19 protein-coding genes are annotated in these 20,896 nt (G+C 71.6%); 5 read left to right on the forward strand and 14 right to left on the reverse strand.

All coding sequences use genetic code 11. The features are described from left to right. Window positions 1-142 precede the first annotated feature (142 nt). Window positions 143-691: an acyl-CoA thioesterase gene (locus ACZ53N_RS06050; RefSeq protein ID WP_356456093.1), complete on the reverse strand. Its 549-nt coding sequence runs from the start codon at window positions 689-691 to the stop codon at window positions 143-145. Window positions 692-810: 119 nt separating this feature from the next. Here ACZ53N_RS06050 and ACZ53N_RS06055 point away from each other — a divergent pair, with 119 nt between their 5' ends. Continuing rightward, window positions 811-2,166 (forward strand): LCP family protein, encoded by a 1,356-nt coding sequence (locus tag ACZ53N_RS06055; protein ID WP_469139743.1) that lies wholly within the window; start codon window positions 811-813, stop codon window positions 2,164-2,166. Window positions 2,167-2,231: 65 nt separating this feature from the next. On the opposite strand, the gene ACZ53N_RS06060 is transcribed toward ACZ53N_RS06055, so the two are convergent. Continuing rightward, window positions 2,232-3,023, reverse strand: coding sequence for a VOC family protein (locus ACZ53N_RS06060; protein WP_469139744.1), 792 nt, complete (start codon window positions 3,021-3,023; stop codon window positions 2,232-2,234). A 143-nt stretch (window positions 3,024-3,166) separates the two neighbouring features. After that, window positions 3,167-4,327, reverse strand: coding sequence for an acyl-CoA dehydrogenase (locus ACZ53N_RS06065; protein ID WP_130878176.1), 1,161 nt, complete (start codon window positions 4,325-4,327; stop codon window positions 3,167-3,169). A gap of 184 nt (window positions 4,328-4,511) precedes the next feature. Between ACZ53N_RS06065 and ACZ53N_RS06070 the strand changes: the two genes are divergently transcribed. After that, a complete protein-coding gene (locus ACZ53N_RS06070) occupies window positions 4,512-5,852 on the forward strand; it encodes a UDP-glucose dehydrogenase family protein (RefSeq protein WP_469139745.1) in 1,341 nt (446 codons plus the stop codon). 217 nt (window positions 5,853-6,069) lie between these two features. Here the strand turns inward: ACZ53N_RS06070 and ACZ53N_RS06075 are convergent, their stop codons facing one another. Genes ACZ53N_RS06075 through ACZ53N_RS06085 form a run of 3 tightly spaced genes read right to left on the reverse strand, consistent with a single transcriptional unit; the run spans window position 6,070 to window position 8,944 of the window. After that, complete coding sequence (locus ACZ53N_RS06075; protein WP_469139746.1) at window positions 6,070-7,269, reverse strand: dipeptidase; 1,200 nt, start codon at window positions 7,267-7,269, stop codon at window positions 6,070-6,072. Window positions 7,270-7,271: 2 nt separating this feature from the next. Further along, entirely contained in the window at window positions 7,272-7,796 is a 525-nt protein-coding gene (purE, locus tag ACZ53N_RS06080; protein WP_130878183.1) for a 5-(carboxyamino)imidazole ribonucleotide mutase, read from the reverse strand. Next, window positions 7,793-8,944, reverse strand: coding sequence for a 5-(carboxyamino)imidazole ribonucleotide synthase (locus tag ACZ53N_RS06085; protein ID WP_469139747.1), 1,152 nt, complete (start codon window positions 8,942-8,944; stop codon window positions 7,793-7,795). The genes purE and ACZ53N_RS06085 overlap by 4 nt, the downstream gene beginning before the upstream one ends. A 202-nt stretch (window positions 8,945-9,146) precedes the next feature. Here ACZ53N_RS06085 and ACZ53N_RS06090 point away from each other — a divergent pair, with 202 nt between their 5' ends. Continuing rightward, the gene (locus ACZ53N_RS06090) at window positions 9,147-9,662 is read left to right on the forward strand and encodes a GtrA family protein (RefSeq protein WP_469139748.1); all 516 of its coding nucleotides are present in this window, start codon (window positions 9,147-9,149) and stop codon (window positions 9,660-9,662) included. Between the two features lie 27 nt (window positions 9,663-9,689). On the opposite strand, the gene ACZ53N_RS06095 is transcribed toward ACZ53N_RS06090, so the two are convergent. Together ACZ53N_RS06095 and ACZ53N_RS06100 are read right to left on the reverse strand one after the other, a co-directional pair. Continuing rightward, a complete protein-coding gene (locus tag ACZ53N_RS06095; RefSeq protein ID WP_469139749.1) occupies window positions 9,690-10,949 on the reverse strand; it encodes an ATP-binding protein in 1,260 nt (419 codons plus the stop codon). Window positions 10,950-10,994: 45 nt separating this feature from the next. Continuing rightward, the gene (locus tag ACZ53N_RS06100; RefSeq protein WP_469139750.1) at window positions 10,995-11,675 is read right to left on the reverse strand and encodes a response regulator transcription factor; all 681 of its coding nucleotides are present in this window, start codon (window positions 11,673-11,675) and stop codon (window positions 10,995-10,997) included. A gap of 466 nt (window positions 11,676-12,141) precedes the next feature. Between ACZ53N_RS06100 and ACZ53N_RS06105 the strand changes: the two genes are divergently transcribed. Further along, a complete protein-coding gene (locus ACZ53N_RS06105) occupies window positions 12,142-13,674 on the forward strand; it encodes a peptide MFS transporter (protein ID WP_469139751.1) in 1,533 nt (510 codons plus the stop codon). An 81-nt stretch (window positions 13,675-13,755) separates the two neighbouring features. On the opposite strand, the gene ACZ53N_RS06110 is transcribed toward ACZ53N_RS06105, so the two are convergent. The 6 genes from ACZ53N_RS06110 to ACZ53N_RS06135 form a co-directional block, all read right to left on the reverse strand. Then, window positions 13,756-15,150 carry a hypothetical protein gene (locus ACZ53N_RS06110; protein WP_469139825.1) on the reverse strand — a complete coding sequence of 465 codons (1,395 nt, stop codon included), beginning with the start codon at window positions 15,148-15,150 and terminating at the stop codon, window positions 13,756-13,758. 38 nt (window positions 15,151-15,188) lie between these two features. Beyond that, window positions 15,189-16,670 carry a neocarzinostatin apoprotein domain-containing protein gene (locus ACZ53N_RS06115; protein ID WP_469139752.1) on the reverse strand — a complete coding sequence of 494 codons (1,482 nt, stop codon included), beginning with the start codon at window positions 16,668-16,670 and terminating at the stop codon, window positions 15,189-15,191. Further along, entirely contained in the window at window positions 16,667-17,539 is an 873-nt protein-coding gene (locus ACZ53N_RS06120; protein WP_469139753.1) for a COG1470 family protein, read from the reverse strand. The genes ACZ53N_RS06115 and ACZ53N_RS06120 overlap by 4 nt, the downstream gene beginning before the upstream one ends. Window positions 17,540-17,580: 41 nt before the next feature. Next, on the reverse strand, window positions 17,581-18,330 hold the full coding sequence (locus ACZ53N_RS06125) for a peptidase (RefSeq protein ID WP_469139754.1): 750 nt from the start codon (window positions 18,328-18,330) through the stop codon (window positions 17,581-17,583). Window positions 18,331-18,567: 237 nt separating this feature from the next. Then, window positions 18,568-19,062, reverse strand: a complete 495-nt coding sequence (locus ACZ53N_RS06130) for an ATP-binding protein (RefSeq protein WP_469139755.1) — start codon at window positions 19,060-19,062, stop codon at window positions 18,568-18,570. Between the two features lie 207 nt (window positions 19,063-19,269). After that, window positions 19,270-19,638 (reverse strand): STAS domain-containing protein, encoded by a 369-nt coding sequence (locus ACZ53N_RS06135; protein ID WP_469139756.1) that lies wholly within the window; start codon window positions 19,636-19,638, stop codon window positions 19,270-19,272. Window positions 19,639-19,897: 259 nt separating this feature from the next. Between ACZ53N_RS06135 and ACZ53N_RS06140 the strand changes: the two genes are divergently transcribed. Then, complete coding sequence (locus ACZ53N_RS06140) at window positions 19,898-20,788, forward strand: RNA polymerase sigma factor SigF (RefSeq protein ID WP_469139757.1); 891 nt, start codon at window positions 19,898-19,900, stop codon at window positions 20,786-20,788. Window positions 20,789-20,896: the final 108 nt, after the last annotated feature.

The raw sequence follows: 20,896 nt of genomic DNA on the forward strand, positions 1-20,896 counted from the left end.
GGGTCGCCGGACGGGCTGTTATTGGCTGAGCTCAGCCGAAACCAGCCCGTCCGGCGTTTGAGGACGCGCCCGCAGGGCGCCCGCCGCCGCAGGCGGCAAGACGGCCCGCGGCCGAAGACCCGTCGGACCCCGCCGCAGGGGATCAGTCCCCGAAGCCCTCGGCAATCCGCTTTTCGCGCAGCTCCATGATCGCGCGGCGGCGGGCCAGCCGGTGGGTGCGGCGGATCTGGGCCTCCTGGTAGCGGCGCTTGTCCCGTTCGGTCTCGGGGACCACCGGCGGGACGCGGCGGGGCTTGCCGTCCTCGTCGACGGCGGCGAAGACGAGATACGCGCTGCCGACCTGGGTGGCGGGCGTCGACTCGTTCCAGCGCTCGGCGAGCACCCGCACGCCGACCTCCATGGACGACCGGCCGGTCCAGTTCACCTGGGCCTTCACATGCACGAGGTCGCCGACCCGGACCGGTTCGAGGAAGGCCATCTCGTCCATCGAGGCCGTGACGGCGGGCCCGCCGGAGTGCCGCCCGGCGACCGCGCCCGCGGCGTCGTCCACCAGCTTCATGATCACGCCGCCGTGGACGGTGCCCAGCAGATTGGTGTCGCTGCCGGTCATGATGTGGGAGAGCGTCGTACGGGAAGCGGACGTCGGCTTGCCCGGTATTTCCGCTTCCGGACTGCGGTCCTGATTGGTCATGTCCACCACTGTATGCGGGCCCGGGGACACGGGCGGATTTGCATCAGCTCTGCTACAGCCCGGCCCCGAACCCGTCTCCCCCCTGTAAGGCAGGTCGCCACAGCGGGCACACTCGTGTCATGAGCAATTGGGCCGATGGGCGGACCGACGACCGCCAGGACCGGTACGGAAACGGCGCCGCGAGCGCCGAGCCGGAGGGCGCGCGCGCCATGCCGCAGATCCGGCGCACCGCCCCGCCCCCGCCGCGCCGCCCCGCCGAGCCGGCACCCGGGTACGGCCGCGCACAGGGCCCGGGCGGCGGTCACGACCGCCTGCCGGACCAGGGCGGCGGTTACGGCGGCGGCGCGGCCCACGCGGACGGCGGCCACGACGACGGCTTCAACACGGGACAGGTCTACGGCCGCGGCGGCCCGGCCGGCCCCGGCGGCCACCGGCAGGGCCCCACCGGCGGCGGCCCCGGCGGGCGCCGCCCGCGCACCGGCGCCCCCGACTGGCGCAAGCGCCTCAAGATCGGCGGCATAGCCTTCCTCGTGGCGCTGCTGACCGTCTCCGTCGGCACGTACTTCTGGGCCGACTCCAAGGTGCGCCGCGAGGTCGACCTCGGCCAGGTGAAGGACCGCCCGGCGGCGGGCGAGGGCACCAATTACCTGATCGTCGGTTCCGACAGCCGCGAGGGCCTCTCGGACAGCGACAAGAAGGAACTGCACACGGGGTCGGCCGACGGCAAGCGCACCGACTCGATGATGATCGTGCACACGGGCGACAACGGCACCACGATGCTGAGCCTGCCGCGCGACTCCTACGTCACCATCCCCGCCTTCACGGGGAAGAAGTCCGGTAAGAGCTTCCCCGCCGCCACGCACAAGCTGAACCAGGCGTACGCGGACGGCGGCCCGGAGTTGCTGGCGCAGACCATCGAGTTCAACACCGGGCTGCGCATCGACCACTACGCGGAGATCGGCTTCGGCGGCTTCCGCAACCTCGTGGACGCGCTGGGCGGCGTGGAGATGTGCCTGGACAAGCCGCTGAAGGACCGGGACTCGGGCGCGGACTTCAAGGCGGGCTGCCAGGAGCTGAGCGGCGCCCAGTCGCTGGCCTTCGTGCGCCAGCGCCACCAGGAGGCGGACCAGGACCTGGGCCGGATGCGCAACCAGCAGAAGTTCCTGAACACCCTCGCCAACCAGGCGGCCTCGCCCTCTACGATCCTCAACCCGTTCCGTCTCTACCCCGTCATCGGCTCCGGTCTCGACACGCTGATCGTCGACAAGGACATGGAGCTGTGGGATCTCGCCTCGATGTTCTGGGCGATGAAGGGCGCGACGGGCGGCGACGGCAAGCAGATGACCGTGCCGATCGCGAGCGCGAACTTCCCGACCCGCTCCGACGGCGTCGCGGTGAAGTGGGACACGGCCAAGGCCAAGCAGCTCTTCGACCAGCTCAAGAAGGACGAGAAGGTCACCGTCTCGGACAAGTGAGTGGCGAACGCGGGCAGGGCCCGTGACCTCCGGTGAGCACGGAGGTCACGGGCCCTGCCGTGTTCTCAGGAGGACGCGGGCCCCTTCGCGTTGATCACCGCGAAGGTGCCGCCCTGCGGGTCCTGCACGATGGCCATCCGGCCGGCCATCATGCCGAACGGCGGTACGAGCACCTGGCCGCCGCTCCGGGTCAGGGCGTCGACCGTGGCGTCGGTGTCGTCGACGGCGAAGTAGCACAGCCAGTGCGAGGGCGTGCCGGGCGGCAGTTTGTCCAGCCCCTGGGTGCCGCCGACGGCCCGGCCCTCGACCTGGAGCGCGGAGTAGTCGGGCGCCCCTTCCATGGGGACCGCCTCGATGCCGAGCGCGGCGGAGTAGAAGGACGCGGCGGCCTGGGGGTCGCTGGTGTTCAGCTCGTTCCAGATCAGCGCCCCCGGCTCGTTGACGACCTGCGCGCCGGCGAAGTCGCGGGCCTGCCAGAGCCCGTAGACGGCGCCCGTGGGGTCGGCGACGACCGACATGCGGCCGAGGGTGAGCACGTCCATGCCGGGCATGATCACGGTGCCGCCGTTGTCGGCGATCTTCTTCTCGGTGGCGTCCACGTCGGAGACGGCGAGGTAGGTGGTCCATACGGTCGGCGGTGTCGGCTGGTCGGGGTCGGGCGACATCGAGGTCATGATGCCGGCCACGGGCTTCCCGTTCAGGGTGCAGACCGCGTACCCGCCGGTCTCCGGCGGGCCGACCTCGCCCTGCCATCCGAACAGGTCGCGGTAGAAGTCGAGCGCCGCCTGCTGGTCGGGGACCATGAGGTCGACCCAGCAGGGGGTGCCGGGGGTGTACGGAGCGGTTACCTCGGGCATGTCATGAGCCTCCAGGGCAGTACGACCCCCCACCGCCCCCACCTTCGGCGCCCCGGCCCGATACCGCCACCGGCGTTCCCCCGTACGCGCGCGACGGCCCCCCGGCGGGCTGCCGGGGGGCCGTCGCGTGAAAGGCCGGAGGGTTACTTCGGAAGGTTGCGCGCCATGACGATGCGCTGCACCTGGTTCGTGCCTTCGTAGATCTGGGTGATCTTGGCGTCGCGCATCATGCGCTCGACCGGGTAGTCACGGGTGTAGCCGTAGCCGCCGAGGAGCTGGACGGCGTCCACCGTGACCTCCATGGCCACGTCGGAGGCGAAGCACTTGGCGGCCGCACCCTGGAAGGTGAGGTCGCTGTCGCCGCGCTCGGACTTGGCGGCGGCCGCGTAGGTCAGCTGGCGGGCGGCCTCGATCTTCATGGCCATGTCGGCGAGCATGAACTGGACGCCCTGGAAGTCGCCGATCGGCTTGCCGAACTGCTTGCGCTCCTGGACGTAGCCCTTGGCGTAGTCGAGGGCGCCCTGGGCGATGCCGAGGGCCTGGGCGGCGATGGTGATACGGGTGTGGTCGAGGGTCTTCATCGCCGTGGCGAAGCCGGTGCCCTCCTCGCCGATCATGCGGTCCGCGGGGATGCGGACGTTGTCGAGGTAGACCTCGCGCGTCGGGGAGCCCTTGATGCCGAGCTTGCGCTCCGGGGCACCGAAGGAGACGCCCTCGTCGGACTTCTCGACGACGAACGCCGAGATTCCCTTGGAGCGCTTCTCCGGGTCGGTGACGGCCATGACCGTGTAGTACTCGCTGACGCCCGCGTTGGTGATCCAGCGCTTGACACCGTTGAGGACCCAGAAGTCACCGTCGCGCACGGCCTTGGTCTTCATGCCGGCCGCGTCCGAGCCCGCGTCGGGCTCGGAGAGGGCGTACGAGAACATCGCGTCGCCCTTGGCGAGCGGGCCCAGGTAGCGCTTCTTCAGCTCCTCGGAGCCGGACAGCACGACCGGCAGCGAGCCGAGCTTGTTGACCGCCGGGATCAGGGAGGACGACGCGCACACCCGCGCGACCTCCTCGATGACGATGACGGTGGCGAGCGCGTCGGCGCCGGCGCCGCCGAACTCCTCGGGCACGTGGATGGCGTGCAGGTCGGAGGCGACCAGCGCGTCGAGCGCCTCCTGCGGGAAGCGGCCCTCCTCATCCACCTCGGCGGCGAACGGGGCGATCTTCGCCTCGGCGAGCGAGCGCACGACCTTGCGGAGCTCGTCGTGCTCCTCGGACGGCCGGTACAGGTCGAAGTCCTTTGATCCCGCCAAGGTGGATTCACTCCCCAAAGAGTTAACTACCGTTTAGTAACCCGATTCTAGGGGCGGCCCCCCGCACGGGGATACGTGAGCTTGCCGACAGCGCCCGGGCACCACCGGGATCTCCCCCGGACCTTCCCGCTCCGGTCCCCGACTATGCTCGGCGCAGTCCAGCCCGTCAGCACATGGAGCACGCATGGCCCCCAAGATCACCGTGATCGGCACCGGCTACCTCGGTGCCACCCACGCCGCGGCCATGGCCGAGCTCGGGTTCGAGGTGCTCGGTCTCGATGTGGTGCCCGAGAAGATCGAGATGCTCGGGCGCGGCAAGGTGCCGATGTACGAGCCGGGGCTGGAAGAACTGCTCCGCCGCCACGTCGCCGGGATCGAGGGATCGACCGGCCGGCTGCGCTTCACGATGTCGTGGGAAGAGGTCGGCGCGTTCGGCGACGTCCACTTCGTCTGTGTGAACACCCCGCAGAAGCACGGCGAGTACGCGTGCGACATGAGCTACGTCGAGAGCGCCATCGACGCCCTGGCCCCGCATCTGCACGGCCCGGCGCTGGTCGTCGGCAAGTCCACCGTCCCGGTCGGCAGCGCGGCCCGGCTCGCGGCCCGGCTCACCGAGCTGGCCCCGGCGGGCCCGGACGTCGAGCTGGCCTGGAACCCGGAGTTCCTGCGCGAGGGCTTCGCCGTCCAGGACACCCTGCACCCGGACCGCATCGTGGTGGGCGTCGCCGGTGAGCGGGGCGAGAAGCTGCTGCGCGAGGTGTACGCGACGCCGATCGGCGAGGGCTCGCCGTTCGTCGTCGCCGACTATCCGACGGCCGAGCTGGTCAAGACGGCCGCCAACTCCTTCCTCGCCACGAAGATCTCCTTCATCAACGCCATGGCCGAGGTCTGCGAGGCCGCCGACGGCGACGTGGTGAAGCTGGCGGAGGCGATCGGCCACGACGAGCGGATCGGGAAGAAGTTCCTGCGGGCCGGCATCGGCTTCGGTGGCGGCTGTCTGCCCAAGGACATCCGCGCCTTCATGGCCCGCGCCGGGGAGCTGGGCGCGGACCAGGCGCTGACCTTCCTCCGCGAGGTCGACTCCATCAACATGCGCCGCCGGGGCCACATGGTCGAGCTGGCCCGCGAGACGGTGGGCGGCAGCTTCCTGGGGCAGCGCGTGGCGGTGCTGGGCGCGACCTTCAAGCCGGACTCCGACGACGTACGGGACTCGCCCGCGCTGAACGTCGCCGGGCAGATACACCTCCAGGGCGGCCAGGTCACCGTCTACGACCCCAAGGGCATGGACAACGCCCGCCGCCTCTTCCCGACCCTCGGCTACGCGCCGACCGCGCTCGAGGCGTGCCAGGGGGCGCACGTGGTGCTGCACCTCACGGAGTGGGGCGAGTTCCGCGAGCTGGACCCGGCGGCACTGGCCGCCGTCGTCGCGGAGCGGCGGATCCTGGACGGGCGCAATGCGCTTGACGCTGGCGCTTGGCGTTCCGCGGGTTGGACCTACCGGGCCATGGGTCGGCCCCGGGCCTAGGTCAAAGACTTGTCCGCAAACGCCGGACGGGCTGGATTTTCCAGCCCGTCCGGCGTTTGCGGTTCTGGGCGCGGGAGGGGCTCGTTTTACCGGCCTGCCCGGAGCCTGGGGTTTCGGACACCGACGGGGTGGATTACCAGCCCGCCCGGCGATTGCGTTTGTCGACCGACGGGCTCAGCAAAAACCAGCCCGTCCGGCGATTGAGGACACCGTGACCTCAGCCGTCCAGCTGGTCGATCGTCGCGATCGACGGACCCCGCGTGGCGGAACGCGCCACATCCTCCGCCGCCCGAAGCACCCGCACCGCGTTCTGCCACGTCAACTTCGCGAGGTCGGCGTCCGACCAGCCGCGGCGCAGGAGTTCCGCGATCAGGTTCGGGTAGCCGGCCACGTCCGCGAGGTCTTCCGGGGTGAACGCTGTGCCGTCGAAGTCGCCGCCGATGCCGATGTGGTCGATGCCCGCCACCTCGCGCATGTGGTCGAGGTGGTCGGCGACCGTGGCCGCCGTGGCGAGCGGACGGGGGTGCGCGGCCTCGAAGGCGCGGTGCACGGCCATCCCGGCGGGGGTGGTGTCGAGGTGGTGCAGGCCGTTGGCGCGCATGTTCTCGTCCGCCTGCCGGGTCCATTCGACGGCGGCGGGCAGGACGAACTTCGGCACGAACGTCGCCATGGCCACGCCCCCGTTCGCGGCCAGCGAGCCGAGCACGTCGTCGGGGATGTTGCGCGGGTGGTCGCAGACGGCGCGCGCGGAGGAGTGCGAGAAGATCACCGGCGCCTCGGTGACCCGCAGCGCGTCCCGCATCGTGTCGGCCGAGACGTGCGAGAGGTCGACCAGCATGCCGAGGCGGTTCATCTCGCGGACGACCTCCTCGCCGAAGCGGGTCAGGCCGTTCGCCGCGGGCTCGTCGGTCGCCGAATCCGCCCACGGGACGTTGTCGTTGTGGGTCAGCGTCATATAGCGGACGCCGAGGTGGTGCAGGGCGCGCAGGGTGGCGAGGGAGCAGTTGATGCTATGGCCGCCCTCGGCGCCCATCAGCGAGGCGATGCGGCCCTCGGCGCGGGCGGCCTCCATGTCGTCGGCGGTGAGCGCGAGCCGCAGCTGGGAGGGGTAACGATTCACCAGCTGCCGCACGACATCGATCTGTTCGAGCGTCGCGCTGACCGCCTCGTCGCCGGCCATGTCGGTGCGGACGTACACGGACCAGAACTGGGCCCCGACCCCGCCCGCCCGCAGCCGGGGCAGGTCGGTGTGGAGGCCGGTGGCGCTCTGGTCGGTGGCGATGTCGCGCCGGTCCAGGTCGTAGCGGACCTGCTGGCGCAGGGCCCACGGCAGGTCGTTGTGACCGTCGACGACGGGGTGGGCGGCGAGCAGCTCATGGGCGCGGGCGAGGTGACCGGCCGCGGTGGTGGCGGTCACGGTCACTTCCCGAAGCCGAAGTGGGCGGTACCCATGGCCTTGGCACGCAGGCGCTTGCCCTTGTCCGTGGCCTGCTCGTTCAGCTCGTCCTGGAAGTGCCGCATCCGGGCCAGCAACTCGGTGTCGTGGGCGGCGAGCATCCGGACGGCGAGCAGCCCGGCGTTGCGGGCGCCGGCGACGGAGACGGTGGCGACGGGCACACCGGCGGGCATCTGCACGATGGACAGCAGGGAGTCCATGCCGTCGAGGTACTTCAGCGGCACGGGCACGCCGATGACCGGCAGCGGCGTGACGGACGCCAGCATTCCGGGCAGGTGGGCCGCGCCCCCCGCGCCCGCGATGATCGCCTTGAGGCCGCGGTCGGCGGCCTGCTCGCCGTACGCGATCATCTCGCGCGGCATGCGGTGCGCGGAGACCACGTCGACCTCGTAGGGGACCTCGAACTCGTCCAGGGCCTGGGCGGCGGCCTCCATGACGGACCAGTCGGAGTCCGAGCCCATGACGATGCCGATGAGAGGAGAAGTCATTCGGTGATCGTTCCTCGCAGGTATCCGGCGGCGTGGGCGGCGCGCTCGCGCACGTCCGCCAGGTCGTCGCCGTAAGTGTTGACGTGTCCGACCTTGCGACCGGGCTTGACGTCCTTGCCGTACATGTGGATCTTCAACCCCGGATCGCGTGCCATGCAATGGAGGTACGCGGAATACATGTCCGGATAGTCGCCGCCGAGCACATTGGCCATGACGGTCCACTTGGCGCGCGGGCGCGGGTCGCCGAGCGGCAGGTCCAGCACGGCCCGTACGTGGTTGGCGAACTGCGAGGTGATCGCGCCGTCCTGGGTCCAGTGGCCGGAGTTGTGCGGGCGCATCGCCAGCTCGTTGACGAGCACCTCGAAGGAGCCGTCGGCCTTGCGGATCTCGAAGAGCTCCACGGCGAGGTGGCCGACCACGCCCAGCTCCGCGGCCACCTTGAGGGCGAGCTGCTGCGCGTGGGCGGAGAGCTCGGCGGAGAGGTCGGGCGCGGGGGCGATGACGGTGTCGCAGACGCCGTCGACCTGGATGGACTCGACGACCGGGTACGAGACGGCCTGGCCGTGCGGGGAGCGGACGACGTTGGCGGCCAGCTCACGGGTGAAGGCGACCTTCTCCTCCGCGAGCACGGGCACGCCGGCGCGGAAGGGTGCCTCCGCCTCTTCCGCGCTGCGGACGATCCACACCCCCTTGCCGTCGTAGCCGCCGCGCACCGTCTTGAGCACGACGGGGAAACCGTCGCCCTCCTCCGCGAACCGCGCCACGTCGGCGGGGTCCGCCACGATGCGGTGCCGGGGACACGGCACTCCGATTTCCATGAGCTTGGCCCGCATCACGCCCTTGTCCTGGGCGTGCACCAACGCGTCGGGCCCGGGGCGGACGGGAATGCCGTCTGCCTCCAGGGCCCGTAGGTGCTCGGTGGGGACATGCTCGTGATCGAAGGTGATCACGTCACAGCCTTGTGCGAAAGCACGAAGGGTGTCCAGGTCGCGGTAGTCGCCGATGACGACTTCCCCGACCGCCTGCGCCGCCGAGTCCTGCGGGGTATCGCTGAGCAGCTTGAACTTGATGCCGAGGGGGATGCCCGCCTCGTGGGTCATACGGGCGAGCTGGCCGCCCCCGACCATGCCGACTACCGGAAACGTCACGCTCCCAGAGTATCCGTACGCACGAACAGCTCCGACCGCGCCTGGATGATCGTCCAAACGCCGGGGCGTGCGAATCGGCGGCCGACAGGGAGCGCGTTCGCCGGCCGTTCACCGGAGTCCGCGGTTGCGGCCGGTGCCCGCTGGTTAGCATGAAGGCTGCCCTATGCCCAGTTTCGCCCAGCAACGGAGCCTGACGATCACTATGAGTCAACGGTCCGCGATGCGTGCCCGGCTGGAGCGGCTGGCCCGCGAAATCGCGAAGTTCGGGGCGGTGGGCGCCGTCGGCTTCGTGGTGAACTTCATCGTCTTCAACATCTGTGTGCACGGCTTCGGCCTCGCGGTGGTGCGCTCGGGCGTCATAGCGACCGGCGTCGCGATCGGCACCAACTATGTGGGCAACCGCTACTGGACCTACCGGGCCGGTGACAAGAACCGGCGCAGCCGCGAGCTGACCCTGTTCCTGCTGTTCAGCGGCGTCGGCCTGGTGATCGAGAACGGCATCCTGGCGCTCTCGCACTACGGTTTCGGCCTCACCTCGCCGCTGGCGGACAACATCGCGAAGAACGTCGTCGGCCTCGGCATCGGCACGGTCTTCCGCTTCTGGTCCTACCGCACCTGGGTGTTCCGGGCGCTGCCCGCCCGCGAGGCCGTGGAGACTGCTGAATCGTTCCTGGACGACCGCCCGCAGCCGGCCGGGACGGGCGACGCGGCCCGCTGAGGCCTGCCCGGCGGGCGTGCCGGGTCGTCAGTCCTCCTGGGACTCCTCGTATTCGCCCGCCTCGCGGCTCAGGAACAGCGCGAAGACCGGCGGATAGGGCTGGAGGAGTTCGAGCCGCCCGCCGTCCGCCTCCGCCAGGTCCCGGGCGACCGCCAGGCCCAGGCCCGTGGAGTTCCGGCCGCTGACGGTCCGCTCGAAGACCCGCGACCCGAGGTCCGGCGAGACCCCCGGCCCCTCGTCGGTGACCTCCACGACCGCCTGGTTGCCGGTGACGCGGGTGCGCAGGGCGACCGTGCCGTCGCCGTGCATCAGCGAGTTCTCGATGAGGGTGGCGAGCACCTGCGCGACCGCCCCGGGCGTGCCGACGGCCCGGAGCCCCTGCTTGCCGGAGCGGACCAGGGCCCGGCCCTCGCTGCGGGTGGCGGGCCGCCATTCCTCGAGCTGCTGCTTGATGACCTCGTCGAGGTCGAAGGTGACCGCCGAGCCCGACTGCGGGTCGCGGGAGTTCGTCAGCAGCCGCTGGACGACGTCGGTGAGCCGCTCGACCTGGGTGAGGGCGATCGTCGCCTCGTCCTTCACCGTCTCGGGGTCGTCGGTCAGCGTGATCTCCTCCAGCCGCATCGACAGCGCGGTCAGCGGCGTACGGAGCTGGTGCGAGGCGTCGGCGGCGAGGCGGCGCTCGGCCGTGAGCATCCGGGCGATGCGCTCGGCGCTCGCGTCCAGGACGTCCGCGACCCGGTCCAGCTCGGGCACCCCGTAGCGGCGGTGGCGGGGGCGGGGGTCGCCGGAGCCGAGCCGCTCGGCCGTCTCGGCGAGGTCGGTCAGCGGCGCGGTGAGCCGGTTCGCCTGGCGCACGGCGAGGAAGACGGCGGCGATCACGGCCAGCAGCGCCACCGCGAGGATCACCATCAGGGTGCGGCCGAGCTCCTTGCTGACCGCGGAGCGGGACTCCTCGACCCGTACGGTCTCGCCCTGCTCACCCCGCTCCGTCGAGGCGATCATGTCGCCGTCGGGGCGCTCGCCGATCTCGATGGCGGGCCGGCCGGGGATGTCGACCCGCGCGTACCGGCCGGAGGTGATCTGCTCACGCAGCAGCCCCGACTCCACCCGCTCGCCGCCGATCAGCCGGCTGTCGAGGATGCTCACCAGCCGGACGGCCTCGGACTGCACGCTCTCCCGCGCGCTGCTCTCGATCGTGCGGGTCTCGACGATGACGAGCGAGATCCCGAACACGGCGATCACGACGAGCACGACGGCGAGGGTGGAGTTGATCAGTCGGCGGCGCACGGTGCCCTCCGGGCGGGTGGTACGAACACAGCCCGGCGGGGCCGGTCAGCTCTTTTCGAAGCGGAAGCCGACGCCTCGGACGGTGGCGATGTAGCGCGGGTTCGCGGCGTCGTCCCCGAGCTTCTTGCGAAGCCAGGAGATGTGCATGTCGAGCGTCTTGGTGGACGACCACCAGGTGGTGTCCCAGACCTCGCGCATCAGCTGGTCGCGGGTGACGACCCGGCCCGCGTCCCGGACGAGCACCCGGAGCAGGTCGAATTCCTTCGCGGTGAGCTGGAGTTCGTCGTCGCCCATCCAGGCGCGGTGCGACTCGACGTCGATCCGCACGCCATGGGTGGTGGGCGGCTGCTGCGCGGCCTCGACCGTGCCGCGGCGCAGCAGGGCCCGCACCCGCGCGAGCAGCTCGGCCAGCCGGAAGGGCTTGGTGACGTAGTCGTCGGCGCCGGCGTCGAGGCCGACCACGGTGTCCACCTCGTCGGCCCGGGCGGTGAGCACGAGCACCGGGAAGCCATGACCCTCCGTGCGCAGCCGGCGGCAGACCTCCAGGCCGTCCATGCCGGGCAGGCCGAGGTCGAGGACGAGGAGGTCGACCCCTCCCTGGAGGCCGGCGTCGAGCGCCGTGGGGCCGTCTTCGCGCACCTCCACCTCGTACCCCTCGCGGCGCAGCGCGCGTGCGAGCGGCTCCGAGATCGAAGCGTCATCCTCGGCGAGCAGTACTCGGGTCATGGGGTGATGGTAGTCCGCTCGACCGCATGTCAGGAGGGGGATGGGGCTACCTGCGGCAACATCACCGCCAGCCGGTCTGGACCATTGAATGTGGGCAAACAGTTCCACATCGGCCTGTGATCCATATCTCAACTCCTTCCATTCACGGGCGGGGGGTGACGTATGGTGACGGGAAGTCTGTAGCACTACCGGGGGCCTTCGGCATGTTCAACACGCCGGGGGTCTCTGCTGTGCGCGGTACTGGCGCCACCAGTCCCGTCACAGAGAATGACCTGACGGCCGGGTCCGCCGCGCGAAGGTGCGCGGGGGCGTGGATCCCGGTGCGCGACTGTCCTGCCGACCCCCTCCACCGAGGTGTGTCGAACCCCTGGGGCGTGGGGGCGGGCAGTGCGGCGCCCGGTGCCGGCCAACCCCCACCCGGGCGCGCAGCAGCTCCACGCGCGTCCCGAGCACTCAAGGACTGACCATGGCGTCCAGCCTGACGAAGGACACGGCCGAGCGGGAGAAGACCTCTCCGGGCTCCGGCAAGACGTTCTTCGGCCACCCCCGCGGCCTGGCCCCCCTCTTCATGACGGAGATGTGGGAGCGCTTCAGCTATTACGGAATGCGCGCCCTCCTCGTCGTCTACCTGATCGCCGGCGGCCCGGACGCCAAGCCCGACAGCCAGGGCGGCGGTCTGGCGATGCCCGAGGCCAACGCGGTGGCGATCTACTCCGTCTACGTGGCGATGGTGTACCTGCTCGCCATGCCCGGCGGCTGGTTCGGCGACCGTGTCTGGGGTCCGCGCAAGACCGTCACCATCGCGGCCGCCACCATCATGGTCGGCCACCTGGCGCTGGCGATCCCCGGCAAGCCCTCGTTCTTCGTGGGCCTGGCGCTCGTCGCCCTGGGTTCCGGTCTGCTGAAGGCCAACATCTCCACGATGGTCGGCCACCTCTACGACGGCCCGCAGGACCCGCGCCGGGACGGTGGCTTCACCGTCTTCTACATGGGCATCAACCTCGGCGCCTTCTTCTCCCCGCTGGTCATCGGCACCGTGGGCCAGAAGTACAACTGGCACCTGGGCTTCACCATCGCCGCCGTCGGCATGGCGATCGGCCTGGCGTTCTTCCTCTGGGGCACCCGTCACCTGGACCCGAAGAGCAGCGTCGTCCCGAAGCCGCTGACCGCGGCCGAGAAGAAGTCGACGCTCACCAAGGGCCTGGTCTGGCTCGCCGTCGCGGCCGCGTTCTACGGCATCGTCGGTGGCACCGGTCACTTCACGCTCAACTGGGCGCTGATCCCGATCACCCTCGCCGGCCTGGTCATCCCGGTCACCGTCCTGGCCCGCATCAAGCGCGACAAGGAACTCTCGGCGACCGAGCAGACCAAGGTCAGCGGCTACATCTGGTTCTTCGTCGCCGCCGCCGTGTTCTGGATGATCTTCGACCAGGCGGGCTCGACGATGTCGACCTTCGCCGAGAAGAAGACCGCGGACAACGTTTTCGGCATCGAGTTCCCCTCGACCTGGTTCCAGTCGGTCAACCCGCTGTGGGTCATGGCGCTGGCCCCGGTCTTCGCCTGGCTGTGGCTGTGGCTCGCCCGCACCAACCGCGAGCCGAGCACCACGGTGAAGTTCGCGATGGCCATGGTCGTCATCGGTGCCTCGTTCTTCGTCTTCGCCGTCCCGATGGCGATGGCCGGCGACGGCACGAAGGTCAGCCCGATGTGGCTGCTGTCGATCTACATGATCCAGACCATGGGTGAGCTGTGCCTCTCCCCGGTGGGTCTGTCGCTGACCACCAAGATGGCGCCGCAGAAGTACGCGAGCCAGATGATGGGCGTGTGGTTCCTCGCCGTCACCGCCGGTGACTGCACCACGGGTCTGCTGTCCATCGCGGGCGTGGACCTCAACGGCACCGGCATGATCCTGCTGCAGGCGACGCTCGCGGCCCTCGCCGGTTTCGCGGTGTGGATGTACCGCAAGAAGATCGAAGCCCTGATGGGCGACGTGAAGTAACCCCTGACGGTCGTGACAGGGCCCCGGCGCGGATCTCCGCGCCGGGGCCCTTCGCGTGTGCCCGTCACCCTCCGCCGTGCCTCAGCGGCGCAGCCGGCGCCCGGGGACGAAGGCGAGGACCGCTCCACCGACGAGGACGAGCGTCCCTGCGGCGAAGGCGAGCGCCTTCAGGGGGCCGCTCGCGCCGGTCGCGGCGAGGCCGCCGGATCCGCCACTGCCGCTGCCGGCGCCTGTGGTCCCGGTGGTGCCAGAGGTGCCGGTGGAACCCGTCGTGCCGGTGGAACCGGTGGTGCCTGTGGATCCCGTCGTGCCGGTCGTGCCCGTCGTGCCGCCGGGCTGTTGCTTGGTGTCCACTTCGAGGGACACGCCCGGGTCCTTGGCCGGGGTGCAGACGGTGGTCGTGCCGAGGGCCTTGACCGTCAGGACGCCGGGAGTGAGCGTCGCCTTGCCGCTCGCACCGGGCTTGTACGTGCCCTTGAGGTCGGGGACGACGATGGGCTGCCCGGTCTTGATCGGATCCTTGTTGGGCTCGCCGACGACCTCGACCTTGCCCTTGTCCGCGCCGCCGACGGTGACCGCCATGGACGGGACGACGGACTTCGCGGGGATCTCGGCGGGGCTGTCCATGACGGACTTGCCGAACTTCACGGTGAGGTCGAAGACGCCGCCCTTGCGGAGGGCGTTGATCTGGACCGGTGAGGTGACGTTCTTGTCGCCGATGGGCGTCTTGCACTGGTACTCGACGTTCAGCTCCTTGCCCGTGAGGGGCCCGTCGCCGGGGTCGCCGCCGCCCGTGGTGCCGCCGGTGCTGCCGCCGGAGGTCGTGGTGGTGCCGGTGGTTCCTGTCGTGCCGGTGGTGCCGCCGCTGGTGCCGGTGGTGCCGCCGGTCGTCGTGCTGCCACCGGTCGTCGTCGTACCGCCACTGGTCGTCGTACCGCCGGTCGTCGTCGTACCGCCGCTGGTGCCGGACGAGCCGTCCGTCACCTTGATCGTGGCGGCGGGCTTCACCGCCTCCTTCGGTGAGCACTTGGTGTCCGTGGGCAGCGGCTTGCTGACGTTGATCGCGTAGGCGCCGGGGGCGAGCGTCACCTCCCCCGCCTTCGTCAGCTTCACCTTGGCCTTCATGTCGGGCAGGATCATGGCGCTGTTCTTGGGGATGGGCGGGTTCTGCCGCGGTCCTTCCACGGCCAGCTCACCGGTCTGCGCGCCACCGAGCGTGATCTTCCCGGTCGGTTTGACGGTGTCCTTGTCCAGATCGAGGATGTCGGGGTTCTTGGAGGCGGCCTGGACCGTCTTCCACACCACCTCGACCTCGTCGCCGACCTTCGCGGTCGCGGGGGCGGTGATGTCCGCCCGTGTGGTGCCCTGCACGGGCGGCAGCTGCGAGATCGGGGGCGGTATGCACTCGGTCGCGTACGACACCTCGGCGGCCTGCACGGTACCCGCGCTCAGCAGCGTGCCCGCGCCCCCCAGCATCAGCGCGAGCCCTGCCGCGCGCGCTCTCCGTCGCGTACTCACGTCGTTCCCTTCGTCGGTCCGTCCTCGGATGGTGCGGAAACCTGCGGCTGCGTGCCCTCGGCGAACCACGGGAGGCCCTCGCGGGCGGCGGGGCCCCTGCGAGCGGCTGCTCCTGGGCCGCCCTCGCCCTCCGGGCCCGCCTCCGGGCCCCTGCGGGGGCCGGGGCCGGGGCCCGGGGCCGGGGAGGGGCCCGCGACGCCGGTGCCGCCGCCAGGAGCGGGATCCGTCGCCGCCTCGGGGTCGGGGCCCCCGCCGGAGGCCGGGGCCCTGCCCGGGCCGGGGACGGGGACCACACCCGGCGCAGAGCCAACACTCGGGCCCGGCTCGGGGGCGGCGGCCTCCACACCCGTGGCGGGGCCACCCGTACCGACCGCAGGCGTGCCGCCCACGCCGGGGCCAGGGACCACACCCGGCGCAGAGCCAACACTCGGGCCCGGCTCGGGGGCGGCGGCCTCCGCACCCGTGGCGGGGGCACTACCCGCGCTCGCGGTCCCGGTCGTACCGGGTGCCGCGCCCACCGGTCGCGGTCGCGACGGCGCCCGGGTCCAGCCCCTGGGTGCCCTTACCGCCCGGTGACGGCGTCCCGTACCGCCCGTCGCCGCCGCCCCGTCCCGTCGGCGTCCCATCGCCGTCAGCGCCGCCATCGCCGCCCGGAAGACCATCGCCGGAACGACCACGCACAGCAGGGTCCAGAACAGCACCACGCCCCACGGCCGGGGCACGTCCCACGGCTGCTCGACCAGCAGCTTGCCGCCGTACTCGAGCGAGACGGCATAGTCCCCGTGCGCCCCGGCCGCCAGCTCCACGTCCAGCGCGACCCGTGCCTTCGCCCCGGCGGGGACCGTGCCGCGCCAGCGCTGTTCCTCCCAGGCCGGGGCGAGCACGCCGTGCGCGGTGCCGACGCGGAAGACCGGGTCCCGGGCGGGGGTCGGGCCGAGGTTGCCGACGGTGACGACGAGCTTGCGGCGCGGGGGCGCGCCGAACCAGGTCAGCAGGCCGCTCGAGCCCTCCAGCCGCGCGCTGAGCACGCTCAGCCGCTCCGGGCCGCTCTGCCGGGGCAGCGGTCGGACCGGGTGGCCGGCCACCCGGAAGGCGGCGTCCGCCGCCGCCCGCTCCCCCGTGACGGTCGTGACGGTGGCCACGTGCACGACACACGGACACGGCTTCGGCGGCTCGGCGACAGGGATCCTCCGGCTGAACCGGCCGTCGTCGCCGACGGTGACCGCCCGGCCGTCCCCGTTGGCGCAGTCGTTGGTGCCGCCGACCATGTTCTGCCCGCAGATCAGCAACGTCAGGAGGGCACCCGGCCGCCATCCCGATCCCGTCACGGTGACGCTGCCGCCCTTGCCCGCCTCGGCCCGGTCCACGGCGGCCGTGGGCCCGTCCGCCACCGCCCGTCCGGCCGACAGCAGCACGAGCGCGGCGACGGCGAGCAGCGCGGCCGCCGGCGCCCCGGGCCGCCCCGGGCGGCGGCTCATGCCGTGGCTCCCGCGCCGGAGCGGCCACGGCGGCGCACGAGGAGCCGACCGGTCGCGCCCGCGCCCGCCAGGCCGAGCCCGGCGAGCACGGCCGGTACGAGCCAGGGCAGCGGGGTGTACGAGCCGGCGGCGGTGGCCGGGGCGGCGCCCGGGGCCTGCGCGGTGATCCGGACCTCGACCGGGTCCAGCCGGGGGGCGTCCGCCCACTTCTCCGTCAGCCGGACGCTGCCGCCGGGCGCCAGTGCGGCGGGGACATCGCGCGGGACGCGGTTCAGCACCTCGCCGAAGTGGCCCTTCGCACGGATCGTCAGACGCGGGGCGAGGGTGGTGTTGCCGCGGTTGACCAGGGCGTACCGGATGACCGCGGCCCCGCCCGAGCCGCTGACCCGCACATGCTCGACCGTGAGCGCGGGCAGCGCCGAGCCGCTCACGCGCACCGCCATCGGCACCCGGACCCGCAGGCCGTCCCCGGTGGCGACGACCGCCGCGTGGTGGTCGCCGGGCGTGGTGCCGGCCGGGACGGTCACGGTCAGCGGCACGTCGGCGCGGGTGCGCGGCGGGACCTTCACCCGCCGCTCGGCGAGGGCGATCCACGGGCCGGTGCCGCGCAGGGCGACCGTGCGCGCCCGCTCGCCGGGGTTGACCACCGTGAGCATGTCCTCGAGCACCGTGCCCGGCCCGCCCTCCAGGAAGAAGGAGGAACGGTTCTCCGCGCCCGGCCCCCGGGTGCCGCCCGGCGCGGGAGCGGCGGACCAGGGCCGGGGGTCCGCGGCGGCGGGCGCCGCGGACAGCGCGCACAGCGCCGCGAGGGCAGCGACGGGCACGGCGGCTCGGGTGCGGGTACGGCTGCGGGTGGTACGGGACGGCATCGGCGGCTCCCTGTGCGGACGCGTACGGGCCTCGGGCCGCGCTATCGGGCGGTGCCGGTGCGCTGACGCCGGGTCAGCCAGAGGGTGCCGGCGATCCCGGCGAGGAGCACGGTGCCGCCGAGGGTGCCGAGGGCGACGGCCGCGTCGGCGGGCCCGGTCCGCGGCAGCTGCCCGCCGCCGGTGGAGCCGGTGGACCCCGAGGAGCCGCCCGTGCCCGTGGTGCCACCCGTGTTCCCGCCCGTACCACCCGTATCGCCCGGCCCCTTCACGTCGAGGGTCAGCGACGGCTTGGGGGCGTTGGCGGGGGTGCATGTGGTCGTCGTGCCCAGCGCGACGATGGTGAGGGTGCCGGCCGTGAAGGTGACCTTGCCGCTCTTCTTGGGGGTGTAGGTGCCCGACAGGTCACTGATCTTTATCGGGGTATTGGCCGGAACCGGCGCGTCGTTGGCGGGCCCCGCGAGGGCCACCGTCCCGCTCTCCGCACCGCCGAGCCTGACGATCGCGCTCGGCTTCATCGCGCCCTTGCCGAGCTCGACGGGGCTGGAGGAGACGCCCTTCTGGAAGGACATGGTGAGTCGGTAGGCGCTGCCGCTCGCCACACCCTTGATGTCGATGGGCGATACGGCGCTCTTGTCCCCGATCGGCGTCTTGCACTGGTAATTGACGTCGACCGTCTCGGCGTGCGCGGCCGGGGCGAGCAGCAGCACCGCCCCGCCGGCGAGGGCCGTGGCCAGGGTCAGCGCGGTGGCGCGGCGGACGTGCCGTCGGGGGTGGCGCTGGGGGTGGGACACCTCGTTCCCCTCTCGTCCGGTGCCGTACCGAGATTCACTGACGACACATCAGATCGGGCGCCGACAGTACGCCGGGGACCTTGCCGAGGGAAGACGCAGAACACGCCGCCGTGATGTCCGGCGGCGCGTGGCGATGGTGTCCGTGCCCGGCCACGGGGGCCGGGGAAAAGCGGAAGGGGCAGGTCAGCCGGTCGCGGGGTACGGCCGGCCCGGCTGCGCGAGGGCGGCCGGCCCCATTTACGCGGGGGCGGCCAGCTCGGCCCAGACCGTCTTGCCGTTGCCACCCTCGTTGCGGACGACGCCCCAATCCAGGCAGAGCCGCTCCACGATGAACATGCCGTGCCCGCCGGGGCGGCCGGCGCGATGCGGCTGACGGGGGGTGGGCGTACCGCTGCCGAGGTCGACGACCTCCAGCCGCAGCACCTTGCCCGCGAAGGCCACCCGCAGCTCGTCGGGGCCGTTCGCGTGCAGGCAGGCGTTGGTGACCAGCTCGGAGACGACGAGCAGGACGTCCTCGGCGGCGGCCCGGTGATCTGCGTTGGCCGCGGGCAGCCAGCCCCAGTCGTACAGCGCCTGCCGCGTGAAGTCGCGGGAGCGTGGCACGGCCCCGCTGACCCCGACGAGGTGGAGCCTGCGGACCTGCCCGCTCGGCCGCGGCGGACCGGCCGAGGCAGCGCCGCCCGCCTCCGGACCGCGGTCGCCCGGCTGCGGGTACGGCCGGGTGGTGCTCATCAGCGCTTCACCTCACCGATTCACCGATTGAGAAAAGTTGGACACTTGGCACATTGAACAGATTCAGCAGACTCCTGCCCGACCGATGCGTGAGAACACCCACTTCTTCGACGCGGTTCCTGTGACTCGGATAACGCATGAGTAACGCCACAGGAAGCGGGCCGGACGGCGGAAGGTCCGACGGGCGGTGGAGCCGGGCCGTGACGGTCAGCCGGCGAGCGCCGCGTCGACCGTGTCGTGCACGGCGAAGACGGCCTCGGCTCCGGTGATCTCGAAGACCCTGGCCACCACGGGCTGCATGGCGGCCAGGTGGATCGCGCCACCGACCGCCTCGGCCTTCAGGCGGGCGCCGAGCAGCACGTTCAGCCCGGTGGAGTCGCAGAACGCCAGCTCGGAGCAGTCCACGATCACTCGGGTCCCGGCTTCCTCGGCGCACGCCTCCAGGGGCTCGCGCAGCAATTCCGCCGTGTGGTGATCGAGCTCACCCGCCGGTCTGACGATCGCGCTCGTCCCCTCCCGCCGGACCTCTACATTCAGCCGGCCCTTACTCGCACTGCCGACCATCCCGCGGTCCATGCGCGTCCCTTCTCGGTGTGCTGCGTGGTGTTGCTGTACTGCGTGGCGCTACGAGAACCCTACGCCTTCGATACGCAGGCTGGAAGCCGAAGATCCGCCATTATCGGATATAAGCGGACAACGTGGACTTGCCATGTGGAGGTGAAGACGGGTAGGGCTAGATAGGTACATCCGCCACGGACGGCTTTGGAGGCGCCGCACACCGCAGCAAGAGGTCACGGCATCGGCAGCCATACGCCGAGAATGATGGAGGACACCCATGTCACCCCGGCTCGACGAACCGCGCACCGAATCTTCTCGGGAGACCGCCTCGTCGACAACCCCGCCCGAGCAGATCGAGCCCGAGAATCTGGCTCTCCCCGAGATCCCGCCGTACGACGAGGTGGGACCGGTCGACGCGCGGGCCCTGTCCAAGACGCTCTTCGCGCGCCTCGAGTCGCTCGAGGAGGGCACGCACGAGTACTCCTACGTACGCAACACGCTGGTCGAACTGAACCTGGCCCTGGTGAGGTTCGCCGCCTCCCGGTTCCGCTCCCGCAGCGAGCCGATGGAGGACATCATCCAGGTCGGCACGATCGGCCTGATCAAGGCCATCGACCGCTTCGAGCTGAGCCGCGGTGTCGAGTTCCCGACCTTCGCGATGCCGACGATCATCGGTGAGATCAAGCGCTTCTTCCGCGACACCAGTTGGTCGGTGCGGGTCCCGCGACGGCTCCAGGAGCTGCGGATCGACCTGGCCAAGGCCGGGGACGAGATGGCGCAGCAGCTCGACCGCGCGCCCACCGTCGGCGAGCTGGCCGAGCGGCTCGGCCTCACCCGCGAGGAGGTCGTCGAGGGCATGGCCGCGAGCAACGCCTACACCGCGAGCTCGCTGGACGCCCAGGCCGACGAGGACGATTCCGAGGGCGCGCTGTCGGACCGCATCGGCTACGAGGACCACGGACTCGAGGGCATCGAGTACGTCGAGTCGCTCAAGCCGCTGATCGCCGAACTGCGCCCGCGCGACCGTCAGATCCTCTCCCTGCGCTTCGTGGCGAACATGACGCAGTCGGAGATCGGCGAGGAGCTCGGCATCTCCCAGATGCACGTCTCGCGTCTGCTGGGGCGGACGCTGGGACGCCTCCGCAAGGGGCTGCTGACGGAGGATTAGCCTCCGGTTCCCCGTCCTTTTCGCAACGCCGCGGGGGGGGGGGGGGGGGGGGGGGGGGGGGGGGGGGGGGGGGGGGGGGGGGGGGTGGGGGGGGAGGGGGGGGAGGGT

It is taken from the genome of Streptomyces sp. NPDC033229 (genome assembly GCF_055576875.1).

What these genes read in the sequence shown, in the direction of transcription:
- ACZ53N_RS06140 (WP_469139757.1), top strand. Translation starts at nt 19,898, where the DNA reads ATGTCACCCCGGCTCGACGAACCGCGCACCGAATCTTCTCGGGAGACC.
- ACZ53N_RS06130 (WP_469139755.1), bottom strand. Translation starts at nt 19,062, where the DNA reads ATGAGCACCACCCGGCCGTACCCGCAGCCGGGCGACCGCGGTCCGGAG.
- ACZ53N_RS06070 (WP_469139745.1), top strand. Translation starts at nt 4,512, where the DNA reads ATGGCCCCCAAGATCACCGTGATCGGCACCGGCTACCTCGGTGCCACC.
- ACZ53N_RS06090 (WP_469139748.1), top strand. Translation starts at nt 9,147, where the DNA reads ATGAGTCAACGGTCCGCGATGCGTGCCCGGCTGGAGCGGCTGGCCCGC.
- ACZ53N_RS06120 (WP_469139753.1), bottom strand. Translation starts at nt 17,539, where the DNA reads ATGCCGTCCCGTACCACCCGCAGCCGTACCCGCACCCGAGCCGCCGTG.
- ACZ53N_RS06060 (WP_469139744.1), bottom strand. Translation starts at nt 3,023, where the DNA reads ATGCCCGAGGTAACCGCTCCGTACACCCCCGGCACCCCCTGCTGGGTC.
- ACZ53N_RS06110 (WP_469139825.1), bottom strand. Translation starts at nt 15,150, where the DNA reads ATGCTGGGGGGCGCGGGCACGCTGCTGAGCGCGGGTACCGTGCAGGCC.
- ACZ53N_RS06105 (WP_469139751.1), top strand. Translation starts at nt 12,142, where the DNA reads ATGGCGTCCAGCCTGACGAAGGACACGGCCGAGCGGGAGAAGACCTCT.
- ACZ53N_RS06055 (WP_469139743.1), top strand. Translation starts at nt 811, where the DNA reads ATGAGCAATTGGGCCGATGGGCGGACCGACGACCGCCAGGACCGGTAC.
- ACZ53N_RS06100 (WP_469139750.1), bottom strand. Translation starts at nt 11,675, where the DNA reads ATGACCCGAGTACTGCTCGCCGAGGATGACGCTTCGATCTCGGAGCCG.
- ACZ53N_RS06115 (WP_469139752.1), bottom strand. Translation starts at nt 16,670, where the DNA reads ATGAGCCGCCGCCCGGGGCGGCCCGGGGCGCCGGCGGCCGCGCTGCTC.
- ACZ53N_RS06050 (WP_356456093.1), bottom strand. Translation starts at nt 691, where the DNA reads ATGACCAATCAGGACCGCAGTCCGGAAGCGGAAATACCGGGCAAGCCG.
- ACZ53N_RS06135 (WP_469139756.1), bottom strand. Translation starts at nt 19,638, where the DNA reads ATGGACCGCGGGATGGTCGGCAGTGCGAGTAAGGGCCGGCTGAATGTA.
- purE (WP_130878183.1), bottom strand. Translation starts at nt 7,796, where the DNA reads ATGACTTCTCCTCTCATCGGCATCGTCATGGGCTCGGACTCCGACTGG.